The following is a 21,716-nucleotide window of genomic DNA, read 5'->3' on the forward strand; positions in this document are numbered from 1 at the left end:
CCTCCCTCCTTACAGTTCAGCGACAAGTTTATCCACGATGTCGCTGTTAGCAGCTTCATCCACGGAACGTTCGATGATCTTCTCGGCGCCAGCAACAGCCAGGATAGCAACTTGCTTACGCAGCTCTTCACGGGCGCGTTTACGCTCGGCTTCAATTTCCGCCTGCGCCTGCGCCACGATTTTAGTACGTTCCTGCTCTGCTTCAGTTTTGGCTTCGTCCAGGATCTGAGCGCGGCGTTTGTTTGCCTGCTCAATGATTACCTGAGCTTCCGCTTTCGCTTTTTTCAGCTGGTCGGTCGCGCTGGCCTTTGCAAGGTCAAGATCCTTATGTGCTCGTTCAGCAGAAGCGAGACCGTCAGCAATTTCTTTCTGACGTTTCTCGATGGCTGCCATTAACGGCGGCCATACGTACTTCATGCAAAACCAGACAAAGAGAATAAACGCGATGGCCTGGCCGAGGATTGTTGCGTTAAGATTCACAGCACAATGCCTCTATCTAGTTAACCTTCTGATATTGCTCTTAATTCAAGCAACGCTTACTACGCGACAGCGAACATCACGTACAGACCCAGACCTACAGCGATCATCGGGATAGCATCCACCAGACCCATAACGATAAAGAACTGAGTACGCAGCAGAGGAATCAGATCAGGTTGACGCGCCGCGCCTTCCAGGAATTTACCCCCGAGGATGCCGATACCGATCGCAGCACCGATTGCCGCCAGACCCATCATCACAGCGGCAGCCATGTACAGCAGATCCATATTCAGGTTTTCCATGACAGTCTCCAGTTTGTTTCAGTTAAAACGTAGTAGTGTTGGTAAATTAATGCTCTTCGGACGCCATCGACAGATAGACAATCGTCAGAACCATGAAAATGAAGGCTTGCAGCGTAATAATCAGGATGTGGAAAATGGCCCACGGCACATTCAGAATCCACTGTGACCACCACGGCAACAGACCAGCAATCAGAATGAAAATCAGCTCACCGGCATACATGTTGCCGAACAGTCGCAGACCGAGAGAAACCGGTTTGGACAGCAGACTTACCCCTTCAAGGATTAAGTTGACAGGAATGAACGCCCAGTGATTGAACGGCTGCAGCGTCAACTCTTTAGCGAAGCCGCCGATGCCTTTCATTTTGATGCTGTAGAACAGAATAAGGATGAATACGCCCAGCGCCATCGACAGGGTGATGTTGACGTCAGCAGACGGCACCACGCGCGTTGCCGGCAGACCCAGCCAATGCTCAGCGATATACGGCAGCAGGTCGATAGGCAGTAAGTCCATCAGGTTCATAAGGAATACCCAGACGAAAATCGTCAGGGCCAGCGGCGCAATCAGCTTGCTTTTGCCATGGTACATGTCTTTGACGCTGCCATGCACAAAGCCGACTATCAGCTCAATCGCGGTCTGAAACTTGCCTGGCACGCCGCTGGTCGCTTTTTTAGCAACGCTACGGAACATCACCAGAAACAACAGACCCAGCACCACCGAGAAGAACATGGAGTCAATATTGAGCGTCCAGAAGGTGGCTGGGGGGTTCTGCGGATCCACCAGCGAGAAAGTACGCAGGTCCAGCTGAAGGTTATTCAGATGGTGTCCTATGTATTCCTGCGGCGTCATATTTTCTGAAGCCATGATGCCTTTTACCCTTTGTTGTTAATTACAGCCGGCGCCAGTATCTGAACCACCAGCACCAAAACCCACGTAACGATCAGCGGCAAAAACACCGCCTTTAAAACCGCCAACGCCACCACCAGTAAAACCAGCATCGCTAACACCTTGAAGGCTTCACCGAAGGCGAAAGTCCAGGACACGCGGCCCTTAGCAGGTGTATGCGCCTGGTGACGCCAGGCAAATATCATAAACAACATATTAGGCAGTGCCACTGCCAATCCCCCACATACTGCGGAGATGCCCCAGAAGGGGTCTTTGAGGCAAAACAGCAATCCACTTGCTATTACCGCCAGAAACTGAATGAACAGAAGCTTACGAGCAACGTTTCGACTCACGAGCGACACAGACATCACGTTTTTACTCCTGCTCACTTCGAGGTATGCCGCGTGTCGTATAAAACGTTCTTTAAGACTTAGAGTCAAGCATCAAAAAGCGGTCAAATTATACGGTGCGCCCCCGTGATTTCAAACAATAAGTAGCCAAAAGGTGAATAAATGTTTAAATATTTTTCTCTGGCCCGCATTTTTAACTTTTAGCCAAAGTGTGAACGATCGTACAAAACTGCAAATAGCGCGAAAACACTGGCGATAAAGCGTGCACCAGATCACACATTAAACATATTCATGCTTACGCAATTCATTTACGTGTCAATTCATGCCTTTTCATCTTTTTGATATTTAAGCGTAAAACCAGGTACTGTTTTAAAAATACCAGCTTACACCTTAAAAACGCCCCATTGACATTTATAATAAAAATTTAACAAGCAAAAGTGATTTTTCGATTCGATTTTTAGCAGACTGATATTTACAAAGTTGATTACTCTCTGTTTTAACAAAAGAAGCGACGTTGTCATGTTGAAACGAAACCGTAAATCCAGAGTTAAATGTAACAACGCTGAAATGCGTTATACCTGTCGATTTTTAACACAAGCCGCGTCGTTTTTTTTCTATTTTTTTTGATAAAAATTAAACTTTGTTTGACTTAATAATCACCAGATGCCGCTCGCCTTCCAGTTGCGGAACGCGTAATTTTTCAACAGATTCGACGCTAAAATTGTCAGGTAGTGAGGCAATTTCATCCCCTGGCAATTGCCCTTTTAAGGCATAAAAACGCCCTTTCTCTCCCGGCAGATGGTGACACCAGCTCACCATATCATTCAACGATGCGAAAGCGCGGCTGATAACGCCATCAAACGGTGGTTCGGAGGGATAGGCTTCAACGCGGCTTTGAACCGGCGTGATGTTTTCCAGTTTCAGTTCGTGCTGGACCTGACGCAGAAAACGTACCCGCTTGCCCAGGCTGTCGAGTAAGGTGAAATGCGCGTCAGGGAGAACAATAGCCAGTGGGATGCCCGGCAGCCCCGGTCCTGTTCCTACGTCGATAAAACGCTGTCCCTGAAGATACGGCGCAACGACTATGCTGTCGAGAATATGGCGTACCAACATTTCGTTGGGATCCCGCACTGACGTCAGGTTGTATGCTTTGTTCCATTTGTGCAGCATATCAACGTAGGCGACCAGCAGCGTTTTCTGGTGATCGGTAAGAGAAATACCGGCATCAGCCAGCAGACGAGAGAGTTTGTTGAGCACGGTCATTACCTGTTAATAATCAAATGCCCGATGCGCTTTCGCTTATCGGGCCTACAAATTTGTAGGGCGGGCAAGCGAAGCGCCCCCGCCAAATTAGTGTTATCAAGCGCTACGACGCAGCATACCTTGTTTTTTCAGCCATACCAGCAGAATGGAGATTGCCGCTGGCGTAACGCCGGAGATACGCGATGCCTGGCCGATAGACGCCGGTTTATGATCGTTCAGCTTGGCGATAACTTCGTTCGACAGACCGGAAACCTGACGATAATCCAGCGTGGCAGGTAGCAACGTATTCTCGTTACGTAGTTGTTTTTCAATCTCATCCTGCTGGCGAGCGATATAGCCTTCGTATTTGACCTGGATTTCCACCTGCTCAGCGGCTTGCTCATCTTCAAGCGCAGGCGCGAATGCGGCAAGCGAAGTGAGCTGCGCGTAGGTCATTTCCGGACGACGCAACAGATCTTCGCCGCTGGCCTCACGGGAGAGAGGCGTGGTCAAATGCGCATTCACTTCATCGGCGGATTCCGCAGACGGCGTTACCCATGTCGATTTCAGCCGCTGACGTTCTCGTTCGATATTTTCCAGCTTCTCGTTGAAGCGCGCCCAGCGTTCATCATCCACCAGACCCAGCTCGCGGCCCATTTCGGTCAGACGCAGATCGGCGTTGTCCTCACGCAGCATCAGGCGATATTCGGCGCGGGAGGTAAACATGCGATACGGCTCTTTGGTGCCCAGCGTACAGAGATCGTCCACCAGCACGCCGAGATAAGCCTGAGAACGCGCAGGCGCCCAGCCCTCTTTGTCGGCGGAAAGACGCGCGGCATTCAGACCAGCGAGCAAGCCCTGCGCCGCAGCCTCTTCATAGCCGGTAGTACCGTTGATTTGACCAGCAAAGAACAGGCCGTGAATAAATTTACTTTCCAGAGTCGGTTTCAGATCGCGCGGGTCGAAGAAATCATACTCAATCGCGTAACCAGGGCGAACGATCTTCGCGTTCTCCATGCCCTGCATGGAACGGACAATCTGCATCTGCACGTCAAACGGCAGGCTGGTGGAGATACCGTTAGGGTAAATCTCGTTAGAGGTCAGTCCTTCCGGCTCAAGGAAGATCTGATGCTGGTTACGATCGGCAAAACGCATCACCTTGTCTTCGATCGAAGGACAGTAGCGTGGGCCGATCCCTTCGATCACGCCAGCGTACATTGGGCTACGATCGAGGTTATTACGAATCACGTCATGGGTTTTCTCATTGGTATGCGTGATGTAACACGGCACCTGTTGCGGATGCTGAGAAGCATTCCCCATAAACGAGAAAACCGGCATCGGGTTATCGCCATGCTGTTGAGCCAACACGCTGAAATCGATAGTACGCGCATCAATACGCGGCGGTGTGCCGGTTTTCAGGCGACTGACGCGTAGCGGAAGCTCACGCAGACGGCGAGACAGCGGGATGGATGGCGGATCGCCAGCACGACCGCCGCTGTAGTTATCCAGACCAATATGAATTTTGCCGTCGAGGAAGGTTCCGACGGTCAGCACCACCGCTTTCGCGCGGAATTTGAGCCCCATTTGGGTCACGGCGCCGACAACGCGATCGTTTTCGACAATCAGATCTTCAACCGCTTGCTGGAAGATCATCAGATTCGGCTGATTCTCCAGCGCGGTACGCACCGCCTGGCGGTATAAGACTCGATCCGCCTGAGCCCGGGTAGCGCGAACGGCCGGACCTTTGCTGGCGTTTAGTATCCTAAACTGAATACCTGCCTGATCGATCGCTTTCGCCATCAGACCGCCGAGCGCATCCACCTCTTTTACCAGATGTCCCTTTCCAATACCGCCGATCGCCGGGTTGCAGCTCATCTGTCCCAACGTGTCAATATTGTGTGTCAAAAGCAGAGTCTGTTGACCCATACGCGCTGCGGCCATCGCGGCCTCAGTGCCTGCATGACCCCCGCCAATAATAATGACGTCAAAAGGATCCTGATAAAACATGGTAATTGCCTCGCATAACGCGGTGTGAAAATGGATTGAAGCCCGGGCGGTGGATTCTACTCAACTTTAGCCGATGGAGAAAGCCCCGGGATCCGGGCTATTAAAAAGAAGATCTTTTTATTTAGAGATCTGTTCTATTGTGATCTCTTATTAGGATCGCGCCAGGCTGTGGATAACCCGGATCCTGTAATAAAGATCAATGCGTTGGAAAGGATCACTAGCTGTGAATGATCGGTGATCGTGGTCCGTATAAGCTGGGATCAAAACGGGTGCTTATACACAACTCAAAAAGTGAACAACGGTTATTCTTTGGATAACTACCGGTTGATCCAAGCTTTCCACCAGATTTATCCACAATGGATCGCACGATCTTTACACTTATTTGAGTAAATTAATCCAGGATCCGAGCCAAATCTCCGCTGGATCTTCCGGAATCTCATGTTCAAGGATGTTGATCTTCAGTGTTTCCCCAACCTGTTTTGCGCCAGCGTCTTTCAGTTCCGCTTCTATTTTCTCAATCGCGCCGCAAAACGTGTCGTATTCTCGACTACCAATGCCAATTGCGCCGAAACGTACCGCGGAAAGATCGGGTTTCTGCGTCTGAAGGTCTTCATAGAAAGGGGTCAGGTTGTCCGGAATGTCTCCGGCACCGTGCGTTGAGCTGATTATCAGCCAGATCCCGGAAGTTGACAGATCCTCTAATAACGGACCGTGCACCGTTTCGGTTGAAAAACCGGCAGCTTCCAGCTTTTCCGCCAGATGTTCCGCGACGTATTCGGCGCCGCCCAGGGTGCTGCCGCTGATAAGAGTAATGTCTGCCATTGATCGCTCGCTCAGGTAAAGAGGCTGCATTGTACTCTGTGAACGAGCTGGGATCTACCTGTGGAAAAATGTGGGATTAAAAAAGCCGATCATGGCTTGATGGTGCGCATGATCGGGTTCTGCAAGACGATCAGTGTCTCAGTGGACTGAATTTCATCAATTGTTTGGATCTTGTTGATAAGTACGTGCTGAAGCGCGTCGATTGATTTGCACATCACTTTTATAAAGATGCTGTAGTGACCGGTGGTGTAATACGCTTCCGTCACTTCATCCAGGCTTTCCAGCCGGGCCAGTGCGGAGGGATAGTCTTTGGCGCTTTTGAGAATGATGCCAATAAAGCAGCCCACATCGTAGCCCAGCTGTTTGGGGCTGACGTCAATCCGTGCGCCAGTAATAATCCCGGCCTGCTTCATTTTCTCGACGCGAACGTGAATGGTTCCAGGGCTAACGCCAAATTGTTTGGCCAGTTCGGCGTAGGCGGTGCGGGCATTTTCCATTAAGGCGTCAAGTATGCCGCGGTCCAGATTGTCGATCTGATAATTTTCCATCGCTTTTTCTTATGCAGATTAATGATTATCTCTATTTTAGCCATTATTTTTAACGAATCAAAATCGAAGTTAGCTTTTTATCTGTTGATTATTGAATAGTGCTCTCGTTTTGTTGCTTAATCATAGGCAACAGGACGCAGGAGTAAAAAAATGAAAACCGCTTACATTGCCAAACAACGTCAAATTAGCTTCGTGAAATCACATTTCTCTCGCCAGCTTGAGGAGCGTCTGGGTCTGATTGAGGTCCAGGCGCCGATCCTGAGTCGCGTAGGGGATGGTACGCAGGATAATTTGTCCGGCTGTGAAAAAGCGGTGCAGGTAAAAGTGAAAGCATTGCCTGACGCCCAGTTCGAAGTGGTGCATTCACTGGCGAAGTGGAAACGTCAAACCCTGGGGCAACATGACTTCAGCGCGGGCGAAGGGCTGTACACGCACATGAAAGCCCTTCGCCCCGATGAAGACCGACTCTCTCCGCTCCACTCGGTCTATGTGGATCAGTGGGACTGGGAGCGTGTCATGGGCGATGGCGAGCGCCAATTTTCCACCCTGAAAAGCACAGTAGAGGCTATATGGGCAGGTATTAAGGCGACGGAAGCGGAAGTGCATAAACAGTTTGGTCTGGCGCCGTTCCTGCCGGATCAGATCCATTTTGTTCACAGTCAGGAACTGCTGGCGCGTTTCCCGGATCTGGATGCGAAAGGGCGCGAACGCGCGATCGCCAAAGAACTTGGCGCCGTTTTCCTGGTGGGGATCGGCGGTAAACTGAGCGATGGCCACCGCCATGATGTACGCGCGCCGGATTATGATGACTGGAGCTCCGCATCTGAGCTGGGCTACGCCGGTCTGAACGGCGATATCCTGGTGTGGAACCCGGTGCTGGAAGATGCGTTTGAGCTTTCCTCTATGGGTATCCGTGTAGATGCCGATACGCTGATGCGCCAGCTGGCGTTGACCGGTGATGAAGATCGCCTGCAACTGGAGTGGCATCAGGCGCTGCTGCGCGGCGAAATGCCGCAGACCATCGGCGGCGGGATTGGGCAGTCGCGTCTGACGATGTTGCTGCTGCAATTGCCGCATATTGGTCAGGTGCAGTGCGGCGTATGGCCCGCGCAGGTTCGCGAAAGCATTCCTGCTATTTTATAAGCCGTTAGCGCCGCCAGCGTCTCAGCAGGCGGCTTCGCATCCCGGTATCAAAGCGCCAGATATGATCGAAAATGCGCATGATGCCGGGTTTGCCGTGCGCCGACATCGCCACCGCGTGGAATCGATGCTGGTGAAGACGCTGCAACTCTCCCACTTTGCTCACCACGTCATCCGGCAAGCGCTGGGCGATAAAATCCGAAATGACCACCGCATCGGCATCAAACCATTCCCGTCCCTGCATTCTTTCAATAATGGCGCGAAAACAGCTGGCGATATCCGTGCCGCCGCGAAAACGTTGACTTAAAAAGCGGATGGCCTGCTCAATACCTTCCGGGCCGGAGAGTTCATAACGCACAACGTCAGTGGAAAACAGCATAATAAAGCAGCGGCGGTTATCCGCCAGCGCAACGCGCATCAACGCCAGGCAGAACGCTTTTGCGCACTGCTCGTTAAATCCTCCCATCGAGCCTGAAGTATCGACGCAGACAATAAACGGTCCGCGCGGCTGCTCGTCGACATCCTGGTGTACTACCGGCCGTTCGGTCACTTTCTCACGCCACGCTTCGCCATGCAGGCGATAGGTGAGGAGCTGTTTTTCCACTAACCGGCGGTAAAATTCATATTCCAGCTCGGTGATGCCGAGCGTCGCCAGCTCTGGCGGCAACAGGCGCAGAATATCATCGCCTTGCTGAATACCGTCAACCTGCTCCGGCACCGTAGCGGGTTCGCGTACCAGTGTACGAAAGGTTTCCATCGGCGCGTCTTTTTTCGGTACCGATTTGGCTTCCCGCGAACGTCCCAGTTGTTCCGCCAGTTGCATTAGCTCCGGCTGGGCGGCGAGAAATTCGCCGTATTTTACGATCAGTTGATAATCACCACGTTTAAGCTGGCCCGCGCTCATATCCCACAGGCGGCCTGCGGCATTATCATTTTCCGCCAGCGTCGGTTCCAGTTGCCCGCTCAGCGTCATCCGTTCCTGAACGTCACTCAGCAACTGCTCGCGCTCTTCTTCCAGTAGTTGCTGGTTTAACGTGGTGGCCTGCACGACCAGACTTAACCGCCAGCGTTGCAAAAAAAGCGTGTGTAGCGCAGGGGTAAAGGTACTGTTGCTCTCCGTCAACTGCTTCGCCTGCGCGGCATACGGTGAATGCAGGCGATGAAGCAACGCCAGTATTTGCGGCAGTTGCACGATGAACTGTGGTGTAGAGAGAAGTTGGCTTTGCTGATAACACATGACCTCTTCCGTGAGTTCCGGCGGAACGCGTGCGTCTTTAAGACGGCTGCGTAGCGCTTCCCGCCAGCGCGGGAGATCGGCGGTCACGGCGTTTTTTAAACGCGGAAACTTTTCAAAGAAAATGACCAGTTGTGGGGAAGCCAGTAGCGCGAGGATCATCTCTTCGACCATTCCCTCTTCGCTGACGGCCAGCATGGTATTTAGCGTATCCAGCGTCAGCATTGTTGCGCCTGGCGGATCTGTTCTCCTACATCCTGCAGGCTGGCCTCAATGCGCCCTAACCAGTCGCTGTGAATAAACAGGCAATGTTGCTGCTCGCTGAAGCGGGTATGCTGCTGGCGCCAGTCGTTTTCTAACGTTTCCAGCTGCTGTTTGATCTCCGCAGGCATACTGTCTTCAGCCGCTCCCGGTAACGCCAGACGGGTACCTTGTAGACTGATGTCGCGCACCACCAGATGTTGAGCGTTATCGACTTCCATATTCAGCGTTTGGGCAAAGCCGATCCCGTTCAGTTTGCCGCGGATCTCGCCGCCTTTGGTCAGCCAAAGTTCCAGCGCGCTGCGGTCAAAGGTAATATGGATCACTTCCATATCATGCAGTTTTAGCGGTTTTTGTAGCAATAACGTCAACGTTGACGCACTGGCTTCCGGCGGTAAAGTGTAATGCGGGCGGCGGCTGAACATACCGCCTTCTTTAATGACGGTGAAGGCGGTTTTATCGCTTTGCTGTTGCTGCAACTGGAGGCGGCGCTGGACAATACCGCCGAGGCGAGTCAGCATGGCCTGCTGCTGCCAGGCGTGTCCGGTCATCAATATTTCCAGTTGCTGTTGCATGAGATTCAGACTCTGCGCGTCATACCACAAGCAATCTTTTAGCAGGATAAGGTCAATCGGCGCAACCGCGTCGCGTCCGCTAAAGAAGGCGCTGGCCTGTAACAGGCGGATGGCTTTCTTCCAGCGACGGTCGGAGACATAAGGCGCATTCGGCAAATTATCCAGCTGTTGGCGCAGAGTAAATATCAGCTCAAAGACCGGATCAGGCAGTGAAATCGCGCCGATATCTTTTTGCCACTGTTGATATTCTTCGTCGCTAACCTGTAACGAGGCGGGGACCGGGTTATCACTCTCATCCTGCTGACTAATCAGCATGGAGCGGAAATTGGCTTTATCCTGAACTTTATCCAGCCACAGGCGAATCAACATTCGGTCGTACAAGGCTTCCAGGCTGCTGTCCGCTTCGGGCAGTTCGTTGGAGGCCGCCACCAGCAGCCGCATCGGAATTTTTTCCTCAAATGCGCCGTTGCGGAAATGGCGTTCGTTAATGGCGGTCAGCAATGTGTTCAGGATAGCGGGCCCGGCTTTCCAGATTTCATCCAGAAAAACGATTTCGGCTTCGGGAAGATAGCCGGTCGTTAAGCGTTCATAGCGACCTTCATCTTTCAGCGCCTGAATAGAGAGCGGGCCAAACACCTCTTCCGGCGTGGAAAAGCGTGTCATCAGATATTCAAAAGCACGGGCGCGCTGGAAAGCAAACTTCAGGCGGCGGGCAATCAGACTCTTGGCGATACCGGGCGGGCCCAACAAAAAGACGCTCTCACCGCTTAACGCCGCCAGTAGGCAAAGGCGTATGGCGTGACTACGTTCATACAGCCCCTTCTCAAGGGCGCTGCTCAGACGGGAAATTCTTTCCGCTAATAAATGTGGGTGAGCCATAATAAAGAGGCGTCCTTTCGACAAATGGATCATGCTAATTGCGAGTATAGACGTTTCACCACCGGGGCTGTAATCGTCTGACGCGCTGTTTATTTTTCTTTGAGCCAGGTTAATCTGGCTTCATTTAGGGGTACGATTTTATGATTAATCGTGCATACTGTGCGCTTTTTTGTGGGCCAAGGGACTAAGCACACATTTCATATCTATACACTCATTCATTCAAACTACATCAAGGCGGCAAAGGAGTGAATCCCCTGGCACTGACTTAAACGTGTGACTGGGGTAAGCGAATGCAGCCGACAAGGAGGTAGTGTGAAGGGTGACGTGTATAAACGAAAGATGAGTCTATGAGCACTGATAATAAGCAATCGTTGCCTGCGATTACCCTCGCAGCTATTGGGGTTGTCTACGGTGATATTGGTACCAGCCCGCTTTATACGCTTCGTGAATGTTTGTCCGGTCAGTTTGGTTTTGGCGTTGAACGAGATGCCGTGTTTGGTTTTCTGTCGCTGATCTTCTGGCTACTCATCTTTGTGGTTTCCATCAAATATCTCACCTTCGTGATGCGCGCCGATAACGCGGGTGAAGGTGGAATTTTGACGCTGATGTCGCTTGCCGGGCGTAATACCTCGGCGCGCACCACATCCATGTTAGTTATCATGGGACTGATAGGCGGCAGCTTTTTCTATGGCGAAGTGGTCATTACGCCGGCGATTTCGGTGATGTCGGCGATTGAAGGCCTGGAGATTGTCGCGCCGCAGCTGGATACCTGGATTGTCCCGCTCTCCATTATTGTGCTGACTCTGTTGTTTATGATTCAGAAGCACGGTACGGGAATGGTAGGAAAACTCTTTGCGCCGATCATGCTGACCTGGTTTTTAATCCTGGCGGTACTTGGCCTACGCAGTATTATCGCCAATCCCGAAGTGTTACATGCGCTGAATCCTGTCTGGGCGGTACGTTTTTTCCTTGAATATAAAACCGTATCGTTTATTGCGTTGGGCGCGGTGGTGCTGTCGATTACCGGCGTAGAGGCGTTGTACGCCGATATGGGACACTTCGGTAAGTTCCCGATTCGCCTGGCGTGGTTTACCGTGGTATTGCCGTCGTTAGTACTGAACTACTTTGGTCAGGGCGCATTGCTACTAAAGCATCCGGAAGCGATTAAAAACCCCTTCTTCCTGTTGGCGCCGGACTGGGCGTTAATTCCGCTGCTGATTCTGGCCGCGCTGGCGACGGTGATCGCCTCCCAGGCGGTCATTTCCGGCGTCTTTTCGCTGACGCGTCAGGCCGTGCGTCTTGGCTATTTGTCGCCAATGCGCATTATCCATACCTCCGAGATGGAGTCCGGTCAGATCTACATCCCTTTCGTTAACTGGCTGCTTTATTTCGCGGTTGTGGTTGTTATTGTTAGCTTTGAGCACTCCAGCAACCTGGCGGCGGCCTATGGTATTGCCGTGACCGGCACGATGGTGCTGACGTCTATTCTTTCTACGACCGTGGCGCGTAAGAACTGGCACTGGAACAAATATTTTGTCGCGCTGATCCTCATCGCGTTCCTGTGCGTGGATATCCCGCTGTTCTCGGCTAACCTCGACAAATTGTTGTCCGGTGGTTGGCTGCCGCTGAGCCTGGGCCTGATCATGTTCACGATCATGACCACCTGGAAGAGCGAGCGTTTCCGTCTGTTGCGTCGTATGCATGAACACGGTAATTCGTTGGAAGCGATGATTGCTTCACTGGAGAAGTCACCGCCGGTTCGGGTGCCGGGTACTGCCGTATACATGTCGCGCGCGCTCAGTGTGATCCCTTTTGCTTTATTGCATAACCTGAAGCACAACAAAGTGTTGCATGAGCGCGTAATCTTACTGACGTTGCGTACGGAAGATGCGCCTTATGTGCATAACGTTCGCCGGGTGCAGATTGAGCAGTTGTCTCCGACATTCTGGCGCGTGGTGGCCAGCTACGGCTGGCGCGAAACGCCAAACGTTGAAGAGGTGTTCCACCGCTGCGGTCTGGAAGGCCTTAGCTGTCGGATGATGGAAACGTCGTTCTTTATGTCGCACGAGTCGTTGATTGTCGGCAAACGCCCGTGGTATTTGCGTCTGCGTGGCAAGCTGTATTTGTTGTTGCAACGCAACGCCCTGCGCGCGCCGGATCAGTTCGAGATCCCGCCTAACCGCGTGATTGAGTTAGGTACGCAGGTCGAGATTTAACCTCCCATCAACATGCCGGGGGCCGCGTTGGCTTACCCGGCCTGGCCAATCCGTAGATTCCCACAAGATAATCGCCTGATTTCCGCTAGCGAAACGTTTCGACGGCGATCACAATTCTGTTACGTCATGATGGTTTTATGAACACATCCGGGGTTACACTGCGGCTAGCGAAACGTTTCGCTAGTGGAGCAGAAAAATGAAGAAAGGCACCGTACTCAACTCTGAAATCTCGTCGGTCATTTCCCGTCTGGGGCATACTGATACTCTGGTAGTCTGTGATGCGGGTTTACCCATCCCGAATAGCACCGCGCGTATCGATATGGCACTAACCCAGGGCGTACCTTCTTTTATGCAGGTGGTGGATGTCGTGACTCGGGAAATGCAGGTTGAGGCGGCGATTCTTGCAACGGAAATCAAACAACAGAATCCGCAGCTCCACGAAACGTTGCTCACTCACCTTGAGCAACTGCAGCAACACCAGGGAAACACCATAAAAATTAGTTATACGACACACGAACAATTCAAAAAATTGACTGCAGACAGTCAGGCAGTGATTCGCAGCGGGGAGTGTTCCCCGTATGCGAACGTCATTCTTTGCGCTGGCGTCACTTTCTGAGGCCGCTATGGACGCATTACTGCAACTCAAAGGGATCGATAAAGCGTTCCCCGGCGTGAAGGCTCTCTCCGGCGCCGCGTTAAACGTTTATCCTGGCCGCGTTATGGCGCTGGTGGGGGAAAACGGCGCCGGAAAATCCACCATGATGAAAGTATTAACCGGCATCTATACGCGAGATGCGGGATCGTTGTTATGGCTGGGTAAAGAGACCACCTTTAACGGGCCTAAATCGTCTCAGGAAGCCGGGATCGGCATTATTCATCAGGAACTGAACCTGATCCCGCAGTTGACCATTGCGGAAAATATCTTCCTGGGCCGTGAGTTTGTGAATCGCTTTGGCAAAATCGACTGGAAAAAGATGTATGCCGAAGCCGACCACCTCTTAGCCAAACTCAATCTGCGCTTTAAGAGCGATAAGCTGGTGGGCGAACTCTCTATCGGCGATCAGCAAATGGTGGAAATCGCCAAAGTGCTGAGCTTCGAATCCAAAGTCATCATTATGGATGAACCGACCGATGCGCTGACCGACACTGAAACCGAATCTCTGTTCCGCGTTATCCGCGAATTAAAATCGCAGGGGCGCGGCATTGTCTATATCTCCCACCGTATGAAAGAGATCTTCGAAATTTGCGATGACGTGACGGTCTTCCGCGATGGGCAATTTATCGCCGAGCGTGAAGTGGCCACGTTGACCGAAGATTCTCTTATCGAAATGATGGTGGGACGTAAGCTGGAAGATCAGTACCCGCATCTGGATAACGCGCCGGGTGAGATTCGCCTCAAGGTTGATAATCTGTGCGGACCGGGCGTGAATGATGTCTCTTTTGTGCTGCGAAAAGGTGAGATTCTTGGCATCTCCGGCCTGATGGGCGCCGGTCGCACCGAGCTGATGAAAGTATTGTACGGCGCGATGCCGCGAACCAGCGGTTACGTGACGCTTGATGGACACGAAGTGGTGACGCGTTCTCCGCAGGACGGGCTGGCCAATGGCATCGTTTATATCTCTGAAGACCGTAAGCGCGATGGACTGGTGCTCGGCATGTCAGTTAAAGAGAATATGTCGCTGACGGCGCTGGACTATTTCAGCCGCGCTGGCGGAAGCCTGAAACACAAAGATGAGCAGCAGGCGGTGGGGGATTTTATCCGTCTGTTCAACGTCAAGACGCCGTCAATGGAACAGGCGATAGGCCTGCTTTCTGGCGGTAATCAGCAAAAAGTGGCGATTGCCCGCGGGTTGATGACGCGCCCGAAAGTGCTCATTCTCGACGAGCCGACCCGCGGCGTGGACGTCGGCGCCAAGAAAGAGATTTACCAGCTTATCAACCAGTTTAAGGCCGACGGCCTGAGCATCATTCTGGTCTCATCTGAGATGCCAGAAGTATTAGGCATGAGCGATCGCATCATCGTCATGTATGAAGGGCATCTCAGCGGTGAATTTACTCGCGAGCAGGCCACCCAGGAAGTGTTAATGGCTGCCGCAGTGGGCAAGCTTAATCGCGTGAATCAGGAGTAAAAAAGATGACAACCCAGGCTGTTTCTGGTCGCCGTTATTTCACTAAAGCGTGGCTTCTTGAGCAGAAGTCGCTCATTGCCCTGCTGGTGTTGATCGCGATTGTTTCGACGTTGAGCCCCAACTTTTTTACCGTTAATAATCTGTTCAATATTCTTCAACAGACCTCCGTCAACGCCATTATGGCGGTGGGGATGACGTTGGTGATTCTGACATCGGGGATCGATCTGTCCGTCGGTTCCCTGCTGGCGCTCACCGGCGCGGTTGCCGCTTCAATCGTCGGCGTTGAAGTGAATGCGCTGGTCGCGGTTGCCGCCGCGCTGGCGCTGGGCGCTGCGATTGGCGCCGTTACTGGCGTTATCGTCGCGAAAGGCCGCGTACAGGCGTTTATCGCTACGCTGGTGATGATGCTGCTACTGCGCGGCGTGACGATGGTTTACACCGACGGTAGCCCGGTCAACACCGGCTTTACCGATAACGCCGATCTGTTTGGCTGGTTCGGTATCGGCCGTCCGCTGGGCGTTCCTACGCCGGTCTGGATCATGGCTATCGTCTTTATCGCCGCCTGGTATATGCTGCATCACACCCGTCTGGGACGCTATATCTACGCGCTGGGCGGTAACGAAGCGGCGACGCGCCTGTCTGGCATTAGCGTGAGCAAAGTGAAAATTATCGTCTATTCACTTTGCGGCCTGACAGCGTCGCTGGCGGGCATCATTGAAGTGGCGCGCCTCTCTTCCGCGCAGCCGACGGCGGGTACCGGCTATGAGCTGGATGCTATTGCCGCCGTGGTGCTGGGCGGCACCAGCCTTGCAGGCGGTAAAGGACGCATTGTTGGGACATTGATCGGCGCATTGATTCTCGGCTTCCTTAATAATGGTTTGAATTTGTTAGGTGTTTCCTCCTATTACCAGATGATCGTCAAAGCGGTGGTGATTTTGCTGGCGGTACTGGTAGACAACAAAAAGCAGTAACAACGACTACAGGACATCTGAAATATGAACATGAAAAAACTGGCTACCCTGGTATCTGCTGTTGCGCTGAGCGCCACCGTGAGCGCGAATGCAATGGCGAAAGACACCATTGCGCTGGTGATCTCTACCCTCAATAACCCCTTCTTCGTGTCGTTAAAAGACGGGGCGCAAAAAGAGGCGGATAAACTGGGTTATAACCTGGTGGTGCTGGACTCCCAGAACAACCCTGCCAAAGAGCTGGCGAACGTGCAGGATTTAACCGTTCGCGGGACCAAAATTTTGCTGATCAACCCGACTGACTCCGATGCGGTGGGTAACGCGGTGAAGATGGCGAACCAGGCGAAGATTCCGGTTATCACGCTTGACCGCCAGGCAACCAAAGGCGATGTCGTCAGCCATATCGCGTCTGATAACGTGCTGGGCGGTAAGATCGCTGGCGACTATATCGCGAAAAAAGCTGGCGAAGGCGCCAAAGTGATTGAGTTGCAAGGCATTGCCGGAACATCTGCGGCGCGTGAGCGTGGCGAAGGTTTCCAGCAGGCGGTAGCCGCCCACAAATTTAATGTCCTGGCCAGCCAGCCAGCCGATTTCGACCGTACTAAGGGTCTGAACGTCATGCAGAACCTGCTGACCGCGCATCCGGATGTTCAGGCTGTCTTCGCCCAGAACGATGAAATGGCGCTGGGCGCACTGCGCGCGCTGCAAACTGCCGGTAAAGCAGATGTGATGGTGGTTGGATTTGACGGTACGCCGGATGGCGAAAAGGCCGTAAAAGATGGCAAACTGGCAGCGACTATCGCTCAGTTACCGGATCAAATCGGCGCCAAAGGCGTTGAAGTGGCGGATAAGGTGCTGAAAGGCGAAAAAGTTCAGGCCAAATATCCGGTTGACCTGAAACTGGTCATCAAGCAGTAATAAACGACACGGGTCAACTATGGCCTGATGGCGACAGAAATACGCGAGCCTCCGCTGAGGTGAACGTAAAAAAAGAAAAGCAGGGCACGCGCCACCCTAACCGGTGGCGCACTTTGACGTGGAACCCCGAATATGAAAACCGCAGGTAATCTCATCGTCCTTGGCAGCATTAATGCCGATCATATCCTTAATCTTGAGTCCTTCCCTACCCCGGGTGAAACGGTAACCGGTAGCCATTATCAGGTCGCGTTTGGCGGGAAAGGCGCGAATCAGGCGGTTGCTGCGGGACGTAGCGGGGCAAATATTGCGTTTATCGCCTGCACGGGCGATGACGATATTGGCGACAGTATTCGTAAACAATTAGTCAGCGATCGTATTGATATCGCGCCAGTTAGCGTTATTAAAGGCGAGTCTACCGGGGTGGCGCTGATTTTCGTTAACGGCGAAGGCGAGAACGTCATCGGTATTCATGCCGGAGCGAATGCCGCGTTATCGCCGGCGTTGGTTGATGCGCAACGTGAACGTATCGCGCAGGCGGATGCGTTACTGATGCAGCTGGAATCGCCGCTGGAAAGCGTACTGGCGGCGGCGAAAATCGCCCATCAACATCATACTACTGTTGCGCTTAACCCGGCGCCTGCCCGTGAGCTACCGGATGAACTGCTGGCGCTGGTGGACATCATCACGCCAAATGAAACGGAAGCTGAAAAGCTGACGGGCGTGCGTGTGGAAAATGACGACGATGCCGCGAAAGCTGCGCAGGTTTTGCATGATAAAGGCATTCGAACCGTATTAATTACCTTAGGAAGCCGTGGCGTCTGGGCCAGCGTAGACGGCGAGGGCCGCCGCGTTCCTGGATTTAGCGTTGAGGCTGTCGATACCATTGCCGCCGGAGATACGTTTAACGGCGCCTTTATCACCGCGATACTGGAGGAGACGCCGTTGCCGGAAGCGATTCGCTTTGCCCATGCCGCCGCCGCGATTGCCGTAACGCGTAAAGGCGCGCAGCCGTCCGTTCCGTGGCGCGAAGAGATAGAAGCGTTTTTACATCAGCAGGGGTAACGCTTGGCTACTATGAAAGATGTTGCCCGCCTGGCGGGAGTCTCTACATCGACGGTCTCTCACGTTATTAACAAAGATCGCTTTGTGAGTGAGACGATAACCGAAAAAGTTGAAGCGGCGATTAAATCACTTAACTATGCGCCTTCTGCGCTGGCGCGAAGCCTCAAGTTAAACCAGACCCGCACGATTGGTATGCTAATTACCGCCAGTACCAACCCTTTTTATTCCGAACTGGTGCGCGGCGTTGAGCGAAGCTGTTTTGAGCGCGGTTATAGTCTGGTGTTGTGCAATACCGAAGGCGACGAGCAACGGATGAACCGCAACCTGGAGACGCTGATGCAAAAACGGGTAGACGGTTTACTGCTGCTGTGTACCGAAACGCATCAGCCTTCTCGTGAAATCATGGAGCGTTATCCGTCTATTCCTACCGTCATGATGGACTGGTCGCCGTTTGATGGCGAGGGCGGTAGCGATCTCATTCAGGATAATTCGTTGTTAGGCGGCGATCTTGCCACCCAACACCTTATCGATAAAGGATTTACCCGAATAGCCTGTATTACCGGCCCGCTGGACAAAACGCCAGCGCGTTTACGGCTGGAAGGGTATCGGGCGGCGATGAAACGCGCAGGGCTGGCTATTCCGCAAGGCTATGAGATCACCGGCGATTTTGAATTTGGCGGCGGCTTTGACGCCATGCAGGCGTTACTGGCCCATCAACAGCGACCGCAAGCGGTTTTTACCGGAAACGATGCGATGGCTGTCGGCGCCTATCAGGCGCTATATCAGGCGGGGCTTCGTATTCCGCAGGATATGGCAGTCATTGGCTATGATGATATTGAGCTGGCGCGCTATATGACGCCGCCGCTGACGACTATCCATCAGCCGAAAGATGAATTGGGCGAGCTGGCTATTGATGTGTTGATTCATCGGATGGCGCAGCCCGCCTTGCAACAACAGCGACTTCAGCTTACTCCGGTTTTGACGGTGCGTGGGTCGGTTTAGATTTATACCGTTCTTTAATCAGATTGTTGCCGTCTTTGGCTCTTAGCAGCATAAACATCAGCGCGGACACGATAGTGATCGCCCCCATCGTGATAAAGGTATAGTGGAACTGTTCCACGGTACTGGTGCCCGCAAAACCTTCATAAATACGTAACACCGCCGCGCTGATCGCCACGCCTAAACTGATAGACAATTGCTGCGTAACCGCCAGAACGCTGTTGCCGCTGCTGGCATTATCGTCCGTCAGATCCGCAAGAGTAATCGTATTCATTGCCGTAAATTGAGTGGACATCGCCATTCCAAGAATGAATAGCGGCAGTACGAGCATCCAGATCGGCATGGCGGGAGATTGAAACGAAAACTGGGCAATCATCAGACCGATAAATACCGTAATGCCGACCAGAGTCTTCCGGTATCCCAAACGTCGTAAAACCTGCGTTACGGTCGATTTCGCGATAATAGAACCCAAAGCTGTCGGCGCCATCATGCAGCCGGCGATCAGAGCCGGGTAGCCAAAACCAACCTGTAGCATTAACGGCATCAAAAAAGGTACGCAGCCTGTCCCCAGACGCGTGGCGAGGTTGCCGGCAATACCGACGGAAAATGTGCGTGTCTTAAACAGCGATAGTGATATTAACGGTGTCGGATGACGGCGGGCGTGGCGGATATAGGCCAATAGTAGAACGATACTGCAAAAAATAATGGCGGATGCGATCCATGTCGCCACAATCTTTTCGCCAAACAGTTCCATTCCGCTGGAAAATAAAACCAGACTTAACCCAAAAAGAAAGAAGCCGGTCATGTCAAACTTGCGACGCGGCGTGGTGAAGTTGGGCATATATTTGCGGGCATACAGAATGCCTGCAACACCAATGGGAATATTAATCAGGAAGATCCAGTGCCAGCTTGCCCAGGTCACCAGTACGCCGCCTAATACCGGCCCCAGAATCGGACCTACCAGCCCCGGCATAGTGACAAAGTTAAGAACGGGCAGCAGCTCACTACGCGGATAGGCTCGCAATAACGCCAGCCGCGCCACTGGCATCATCATCGCTCCGCCGACGCCTTGTACGACGCGAAAAATAACCAATTCAGATAGTGAACTGGAGAGCGCGCAGGCCAGCGAGCCTAACGTAAACAGACTTACGGCAACCATAAAGACGCGACGCGTACCAAAGCGGTCAGCCAGCCAGCCGCTTACCGGAATTAACATAGCTACTGTCAGGGTATAACTGATAATAGCGGACTGCATGGCGAGTGGTGAACGGTTAAGACTATGCGCAATAGCCGGTAAAGCGGTATTCAAAATGGTGGCGTCTAGCGCCTGCATAAAGAAGGCCATCGCCGCGATCCACGGCAGGCCAGCCATACTGCGCGCTTTTTTGCTGGTCATTCAATATCCTGTTAATTATCTGGTCTCTCATTGGGCGCTATTAACAACGCCTGGCAGGCCTGGAAAGCGCGTTCGCCGTCGCCATCAGCGATGGCATCAACAATGGCCTGGTGCAAATCCAGCTTTACCACCTCGTTATAGGTGATTGAGGTAAAGTAAGTGTGATAAACCGAATGAAATAGCGTAGCAAAAGAGATTAGAAAGGGATTGGCGCTCATTTCGTAGATATGCTCGTGCCACGCCATATCCACTTCAATCCAGCGTTCACGCTTAAAATGCTTTTTCAGCGCGACCATCTCTTCCATTAAGGCATTAAGCCGCGCTTTCTGCTCCGGTGTGCCAAGAGTCGCCGCCAGCAGGCAGGCTTGCGGCTCCAGGCTAATACGCATCACCAGAAAATGATCTACCACCTGATGAAAATTTTCTTCCGTCATCCACCAGGTCAGCAGCTCTTGATCCAGAAAGTTCCAGTTTCCCTGCGGCATCACCCGCGTACCAATGCGCGGACGGGGTAGCACCATACCTTTAGCCGTCAACGTTTTCACCGCTTCGCGAACTGCCGTTCGACTTACGCCGTACTGCTCGCCCAGTTCTATTTCGCCGGGAAGAATCGTACCGGGGGCGTAGTCACCCTTTAATATCCGCTGCGCCAGCTTTTCAGCCAGAACATAGGATAGATTTTTCTGTGCGGCTAATTGTTGTGCGCTTAAAGGCATGAATGTTCTTCCTTTCTCTTTCGTTTGGTTATTAGTATGCCACCTGGAAGTGTGATTGCAGTTGCAATAACGGCAATTTGCTTATTTTATGGCACGTTAAGCACGCCATTGATGAAAAAAGAGACACTCAGAAAATTATTTTAAATTTCCTCTTGTCAGGCAGAAATAACTCCCTATAATGCGCCACCACTGACACGGAACAACGGCACACAGGCCGCCGGGTCAGCAGGGTTCAGACCAGAACCTCACGGAGAAAAGCGAAAATAAACGCTTGACTCTGAAGCGGGAAAGCGTAATATGCACACCCCGCGCCGCTGAGAAAAAGCGAAGCGGCACTGCTCTTTAACAATTTATCAGACAATCTGTGTGGGCACTCGAAGATACGGATTCTTGACGTCGCAAGACGAAAAATGAATACCAAGTCTCAAGAGTGAACACGTAATTCATTACGAAGTTTAATTCTTTGAGCATCAAACTTTTAAATTGAAGAGTTTGATCATGGCTCAGATTGAACGCTGGCGGCAGGCCTAACACATGCAAGTCGAACGGTAACAGGAAGCAGCTTGCTGCTTTGCTGACGAGTGGCGGACGG

20 protein-coding genes and 1 rRNA gene are annotated in these 21,716 nt (G+C 52.4%); 9 read left to right on the forward strand and 12 right to left on the reverse strand.

Annotated elements, in window-relative coordinates:
- Positions 1–9: 9 nt before the first annotated feature.
- From atpF to asnC, 8 genes are all read right to left on the reverse strand, one after another.
- Positions 10–480 (reverse strand): F0F1 ATP synthase subunit B, encoded by a 471-nt coding sequence (gene atpF, locus ABVM99_RS22320; RefSeq protein ID WP_001052212.1) that lies wholly within the window; start codon positions 478–480, stop codon positions 10–12.
- A 59-nt stretch (positions 481–539) separates the two neighbouring features.
- A complete protein-coding gene (atpE, locus tag ABVM99_RS22325) occupies positions 540–779 on the reverse strand; it encodes a F0F1 ATP synthase subunit C (protein WP_000429386.1) in 240 nt (79 codons plus the stop codon).
- 46 nt (positions 780–825) lie between these two features.
- Positions 826–1,641, reverse strand: a complete 816-nt coding sequence (gene atpB / locus ABVM99_RS22330) for a F0F1 ATP synthase subunit A (protein ID WP_000135632.1) — start codon at positions 1,639–1,641, stop codon at positions 826–828.
- An 8-nt stretch (positions 1,642–1,649) separates the two neighbouring features.
- Complete coding sequence (gene atpI / locus ABVM99_RS22335; RefSeq protein WP_000116685.1) at positions 1,650–2,030, reverse strand: F0F1 ATP synthase subunit I; 381 nt, start codon at positions 2,028–2,030, stop codon at positions 1,650–1,652.
- 615 nt (positions 2,031–2,645) lie between these two features.
- On the reverse strand, positions 2,646–3,269 hold the full coding sequence (gene rsmG / locus ABVM99_RS22340) for a 16S rRNA (guanine(527)-N(7))-methyltransferase RsmG (protein ID WP_001519938.1): 624 nt from the start codon (positions 3,267–3,269) through the stop codon (positions 2,646–2,648).
- A 102-nt stretch (positions 3,270–3,371) separates the two neighbouring features.
- A complete protein-coding gene (gene mnmG / locus ABVM99_RS22345; protein WP_000499872.1) occupies positions 3,372–5,261 on the reverse strand; it encodes a tRNA uridine-5-carboxymethylaminomethyl(34) synthesis enzyme MnmG in 1,890 nt (629 codons plus the stop codon).
- Between the two features lie 378 nt (positions 5,262–5,639).
- Positions 5,640–6,083, reverse strand: a complete 444-nt coding sequence (mioC, locus tag ABVM99_RS22350; protein ID WP_001518982.1) for an FMN-binding protein MioC — start codon at positions 6,081–6,083, stop codon at positions 5,640–5,642.
- Between the two features lie 89 nt (positions 6,084–6,172).
- A complete protein-coding gene (asnC, locus tag ABVM99_RS22355) occupies positions 6,173–6,631 on the reverse strand; it encodes a transcriptional regulator AsnC (RefSeq protein ID WP_000433016.1) in 459 nt (152 codons plus the stop codon).
- A 150-nt stretch (positions 6,632–6,781) separates the two neighbouring features.
- On the opposite strand from asnC, the gene asnA reads away from it, so the two are divergent.
- Entirely contained in the window at positions 6,782–7,774 is a 993-nt protein-coding gene (gene asnA / locus ABVM99_RS22360) for an aspartate--ammonia ligase (protein WP_000845118.1), read from the forward strand.
- A gap of 4 nt (positions 7,775–7,778) precedes the next feature.
- Here asnA and viaA read toward each other — a convergent pair whose 3' ends face one another.
- The gene (gene viaA, locus ABVM99_RS22365; RefSeq protein WP_000956588.1) at positions 7,779–9,230 is read right to left on the reverse strand and encodes an ATPase RavA stimulator ViaA; all 1,452 of its coding nucleotides are present in this window, start codon (positions 9,228–9,230) and stop codon (positions 7,779–7,781) included.
- Positions 9,224–10,720 carry an ATPase RavA gene (gene ravA, locus ABVM99_RS22370; RefSeq protein WP_000940975.1) on the reverse strand — a complete coding sequence of 499 codons (1,497 nt, stop codon included), beginning with the start codon at positions 10,718–10,720 and terminating at the stop codon, positions 9,224–9,226. Before ravA ends, viaA begins: the two co-directional genes overlap by 7 nt.
- A 347-nt stretch (positions 10,721–11,067) precedes the next feature.
- Here ravA and kup point away from each other — a divergent pair, with 347 nt between their 5' ends.
- The 7 genes from kup (at position 11,068) to rbsR (ending at position 19,015) form a co-directional block, all read left to right on the forward strand.
- Entirely contained in the window at positions 11,068–12,936 is a 1,869-nt protein-coding gene (kup, locus tag ABVM99_RS22375) for a low affinity potassium transporter Kup (protein ID WP_000102338.1), read from the forward strand.
- Between the two features lie 196 nt (positions 12,937–13,132).
- On the forward strand, positions 13,133–13,552 hold the full coding sequence (gene rbsD, locus ABVM99_RS22380; RefSeq protein WP_000715944.1) for a D-ribose pyranase: 420 nt from the start codon (positions 13,133–13,135) through the stop codon (positions 13,550–13,552).
- Positions 13,553–13,559: 7 nt separating this feature from the next.
- Positions 13,560–15,065, forward strand: coding sequence for a ribose ABC transporter ATP-binding protein RbsA (gene rbsA / locus ABVM99_RS22385; protein ID WP_023194485.1), 1,506 nt, complete (start codon positions 13,560–13,562; stop codon positions 15,063–15,065).
- 5 nt (positions 15,066–15,070) lie between these two features.
- A complete protein-coding gene (gene rbsC, locus ABVM99_RS22390) occupies positions 15,071–16,036 on the forward strand; it encodes a ribose ABC transporter permease (protein WP_000211345.1) in 966 nt (321 codons plus the stop codon).
- Positions 16,037–16,060: 24 nt separating this feature from the next.
- Positions 16,061–16,951 carry a ribose ABC transporter substrate-binding protein RbsB gene (rbsB, locus tag ABVM99_RS22395; protein ID WP_001056260.1) on the forward strand — a complete coding sequence of 297 codons (891 nt, stop codon included), beginning with the start codon at positions 16,061–16,063 and terminating at the stop codon, positions 16,949–16,951.
- A gap of 132 nt (positions 16,952–17,083) precedes the next feature.
- Positions 17,084–18,013, forward strand: coding sequence for a ribokinase (rbsK, locus tag ABVM99_RS22400; RefSeq protein WP_000844728.1), 930 nt, complete (start codon positions 17,084–17,086; stop codon positions 18,011–18,013).
- A gap of 3 nt (positions 18,014–18,016) precedes the next feature.
- The gene (rbsR, locus tag ABVM99_RS22405) at positions 18,017–19,015 is read left to right on the forward strand and encodes a ribose operon transcriptional repressor RbsR (RefSeq protein WP_000224495.1); all 999 of its coding nucleotides are present in this window, start codon (positions 18,017–18,019) and stop codon (positions 19,013–19,015) included.
- Here the strand turns inward: rbsR and mdtD are convergent.
- Together mdtD and ABVM99_RS22415 are read right to left on the reverse strand one after the other, a co-directional pair.
- The gene (gene mdtD, locus ABVM99_RS22410; protein ID WP_023194484.1) at positions 18,981–20,408 is read right to left on the reverse strand and encodes a multidrug transporter subunit MdtD; all 1,428 of its coding nucleotides are present in this window, start codon (positions 20,406–20,408) and stop codon (positions 18,981–18,983) included. The two genes, rbsR and mdtD, sit on opposite strands and share 35 nt — an antisense overlap.
- Positions 20,409–20,419: 11 nt before the next feature.
- Entirely contained in the window at positions 20,420–21,124 is a 705-nt protein-coding gene (locus tag ABVM99_RS22415) for a FadR/GntR family transcriptional regulator (protein ID WP_001131144.1), read from the reverse strand.
- A 480-nt stretch (positions 21,125–21,604) separates the two neighbouring features.
- On the opposite strand from ABVM99_RS22415, the gene ABVM99_RS22420 reads away from it, so the two are divergent.
- Positions 21,605–21,716: ribosomal RNA gene (locus ABVM99_RS22420) — 16S ribosomal RNA — on the forward strand; the annotation flags it as partial.

Source organism: Salmonella sp. SJTUF15591, from assembly GCF_043356435.1.
Lineage (GTDB): Bacteria > Pseudomonadota > Gammaproteobacteria > Enterobacterales > Enterobacteriaceae > Salmonella > Salmonella enterica.

Bases quoted from the DNA above. Each gene is read 5' to 3' on its own strand.
- rbsB (WP_001056260.1), top strand. From the start codon at position 16,061: ATGAACATGAAAAAACTGGCTACCCTGGTATCTGCTGTTGCGCTGAGC.
- kup (WP_000102338.1), top strand. From the start codon at position 11,068: ATGAGCACTGATAATAAGCAATCGTTGCCTGCGATTACCCTCGCAGCT.
- mioC (WP_001518982.1), bottom strand. From the start codon at position 6,083: ATGGCAGACATTACTCTTATCAGCGGCAGCACCCTGGGCGGCGCCGAA.
- asnC (WP_000433016.1), bottom strand. From the start codon at position 6,631: ATGGAAAATTATCAGATCGACAATCTGGACCGCGGCATACTTGACGCC.
- mdtD (WP_023194484.1), bottom strand. From the start codon at position 20,408: ATGACCAGCAAAAAAGCGCGCAGTATGGCTGGCCTGCCGTGGATCGCG.
- rbsC (WP_000211345.1), top strand. From the start codon at position 15,071: ATGACAACCCAGGCTGTTTCTGGTCGCCGTTATTTCACTAAAGCGTGG.
- mnmG (WP_000499872.1), bottom strand. From the start codon at position 5,261: ATGTTTTATCAGGATCCTTTTGACGTCATTATTATTGGCGGGGGTCAT.
- ABVM99_RS22415 (WP_001131144.1), bottom strand. From the start codon at position 21,124: ATGCCTTTAAGCGCACAACAATTAGCCGCACAGAAAAATCTATCCTAT.
- rbsA (WP_023194485.1), top strand. From the start codon at position 13,560: ATGGACGCATTACTGCAACTCAAAGGGATCGATAAAGCGTTCCCCGGC.
- ravA (WP_000940975.1), bottom strand. From the start codon at position 10,720: ATGGCTCACCCACATTTATTAGCGGAAAGAATTTCCCGTCTGAGCAGC.
- atpE (WP_000429386.1), bottom strand. From the start codon at position 779: ATGGAAAACCTGAATATGGATCTGCTGTACATGGCTGCCGCTGTGATG.
- atpI (WP_000116685.1), bottom strand. From the start codon at position 2,030: ATGTCTGTGTCGCTCGTGAGTCGAAACGTTGCTCGTAAGCTTCTGTTC.
- rbsK (WP_000844728.1), top strand. From the start codon at position 17,084: ATGAAAACCGCAGGTAATCTCATCGTCCTTGGCAGCATTAATGCCGAT.
- viaA (WP_000956588.1), bottom strand. From the start codon at position 9,230: ATGCTGACGCTGGATACGCTAAATACCATGCTGGCCGTCAGCGAAGAG.
- atpB (WP_000135632.1), bottom strand. From the start codon at position 1,641: ATGGCTTCAGAAAATATGACGCCGCAGGAATACATAGGACACCATCTG.
- rbsD (WP_000715944.1), top strand. From the start codon at position 13,133: ATGAAGAAAGGCACCGTACTCAACTCTGAAATCTCGTCGGTCATTTCC.
- asnA (WP_000845118.1), top strand. From the start codon at position 6,782: ATGAAAACCGCTTACATTGCCAAACAACGTCAAATTAGCTTCGTGAAA.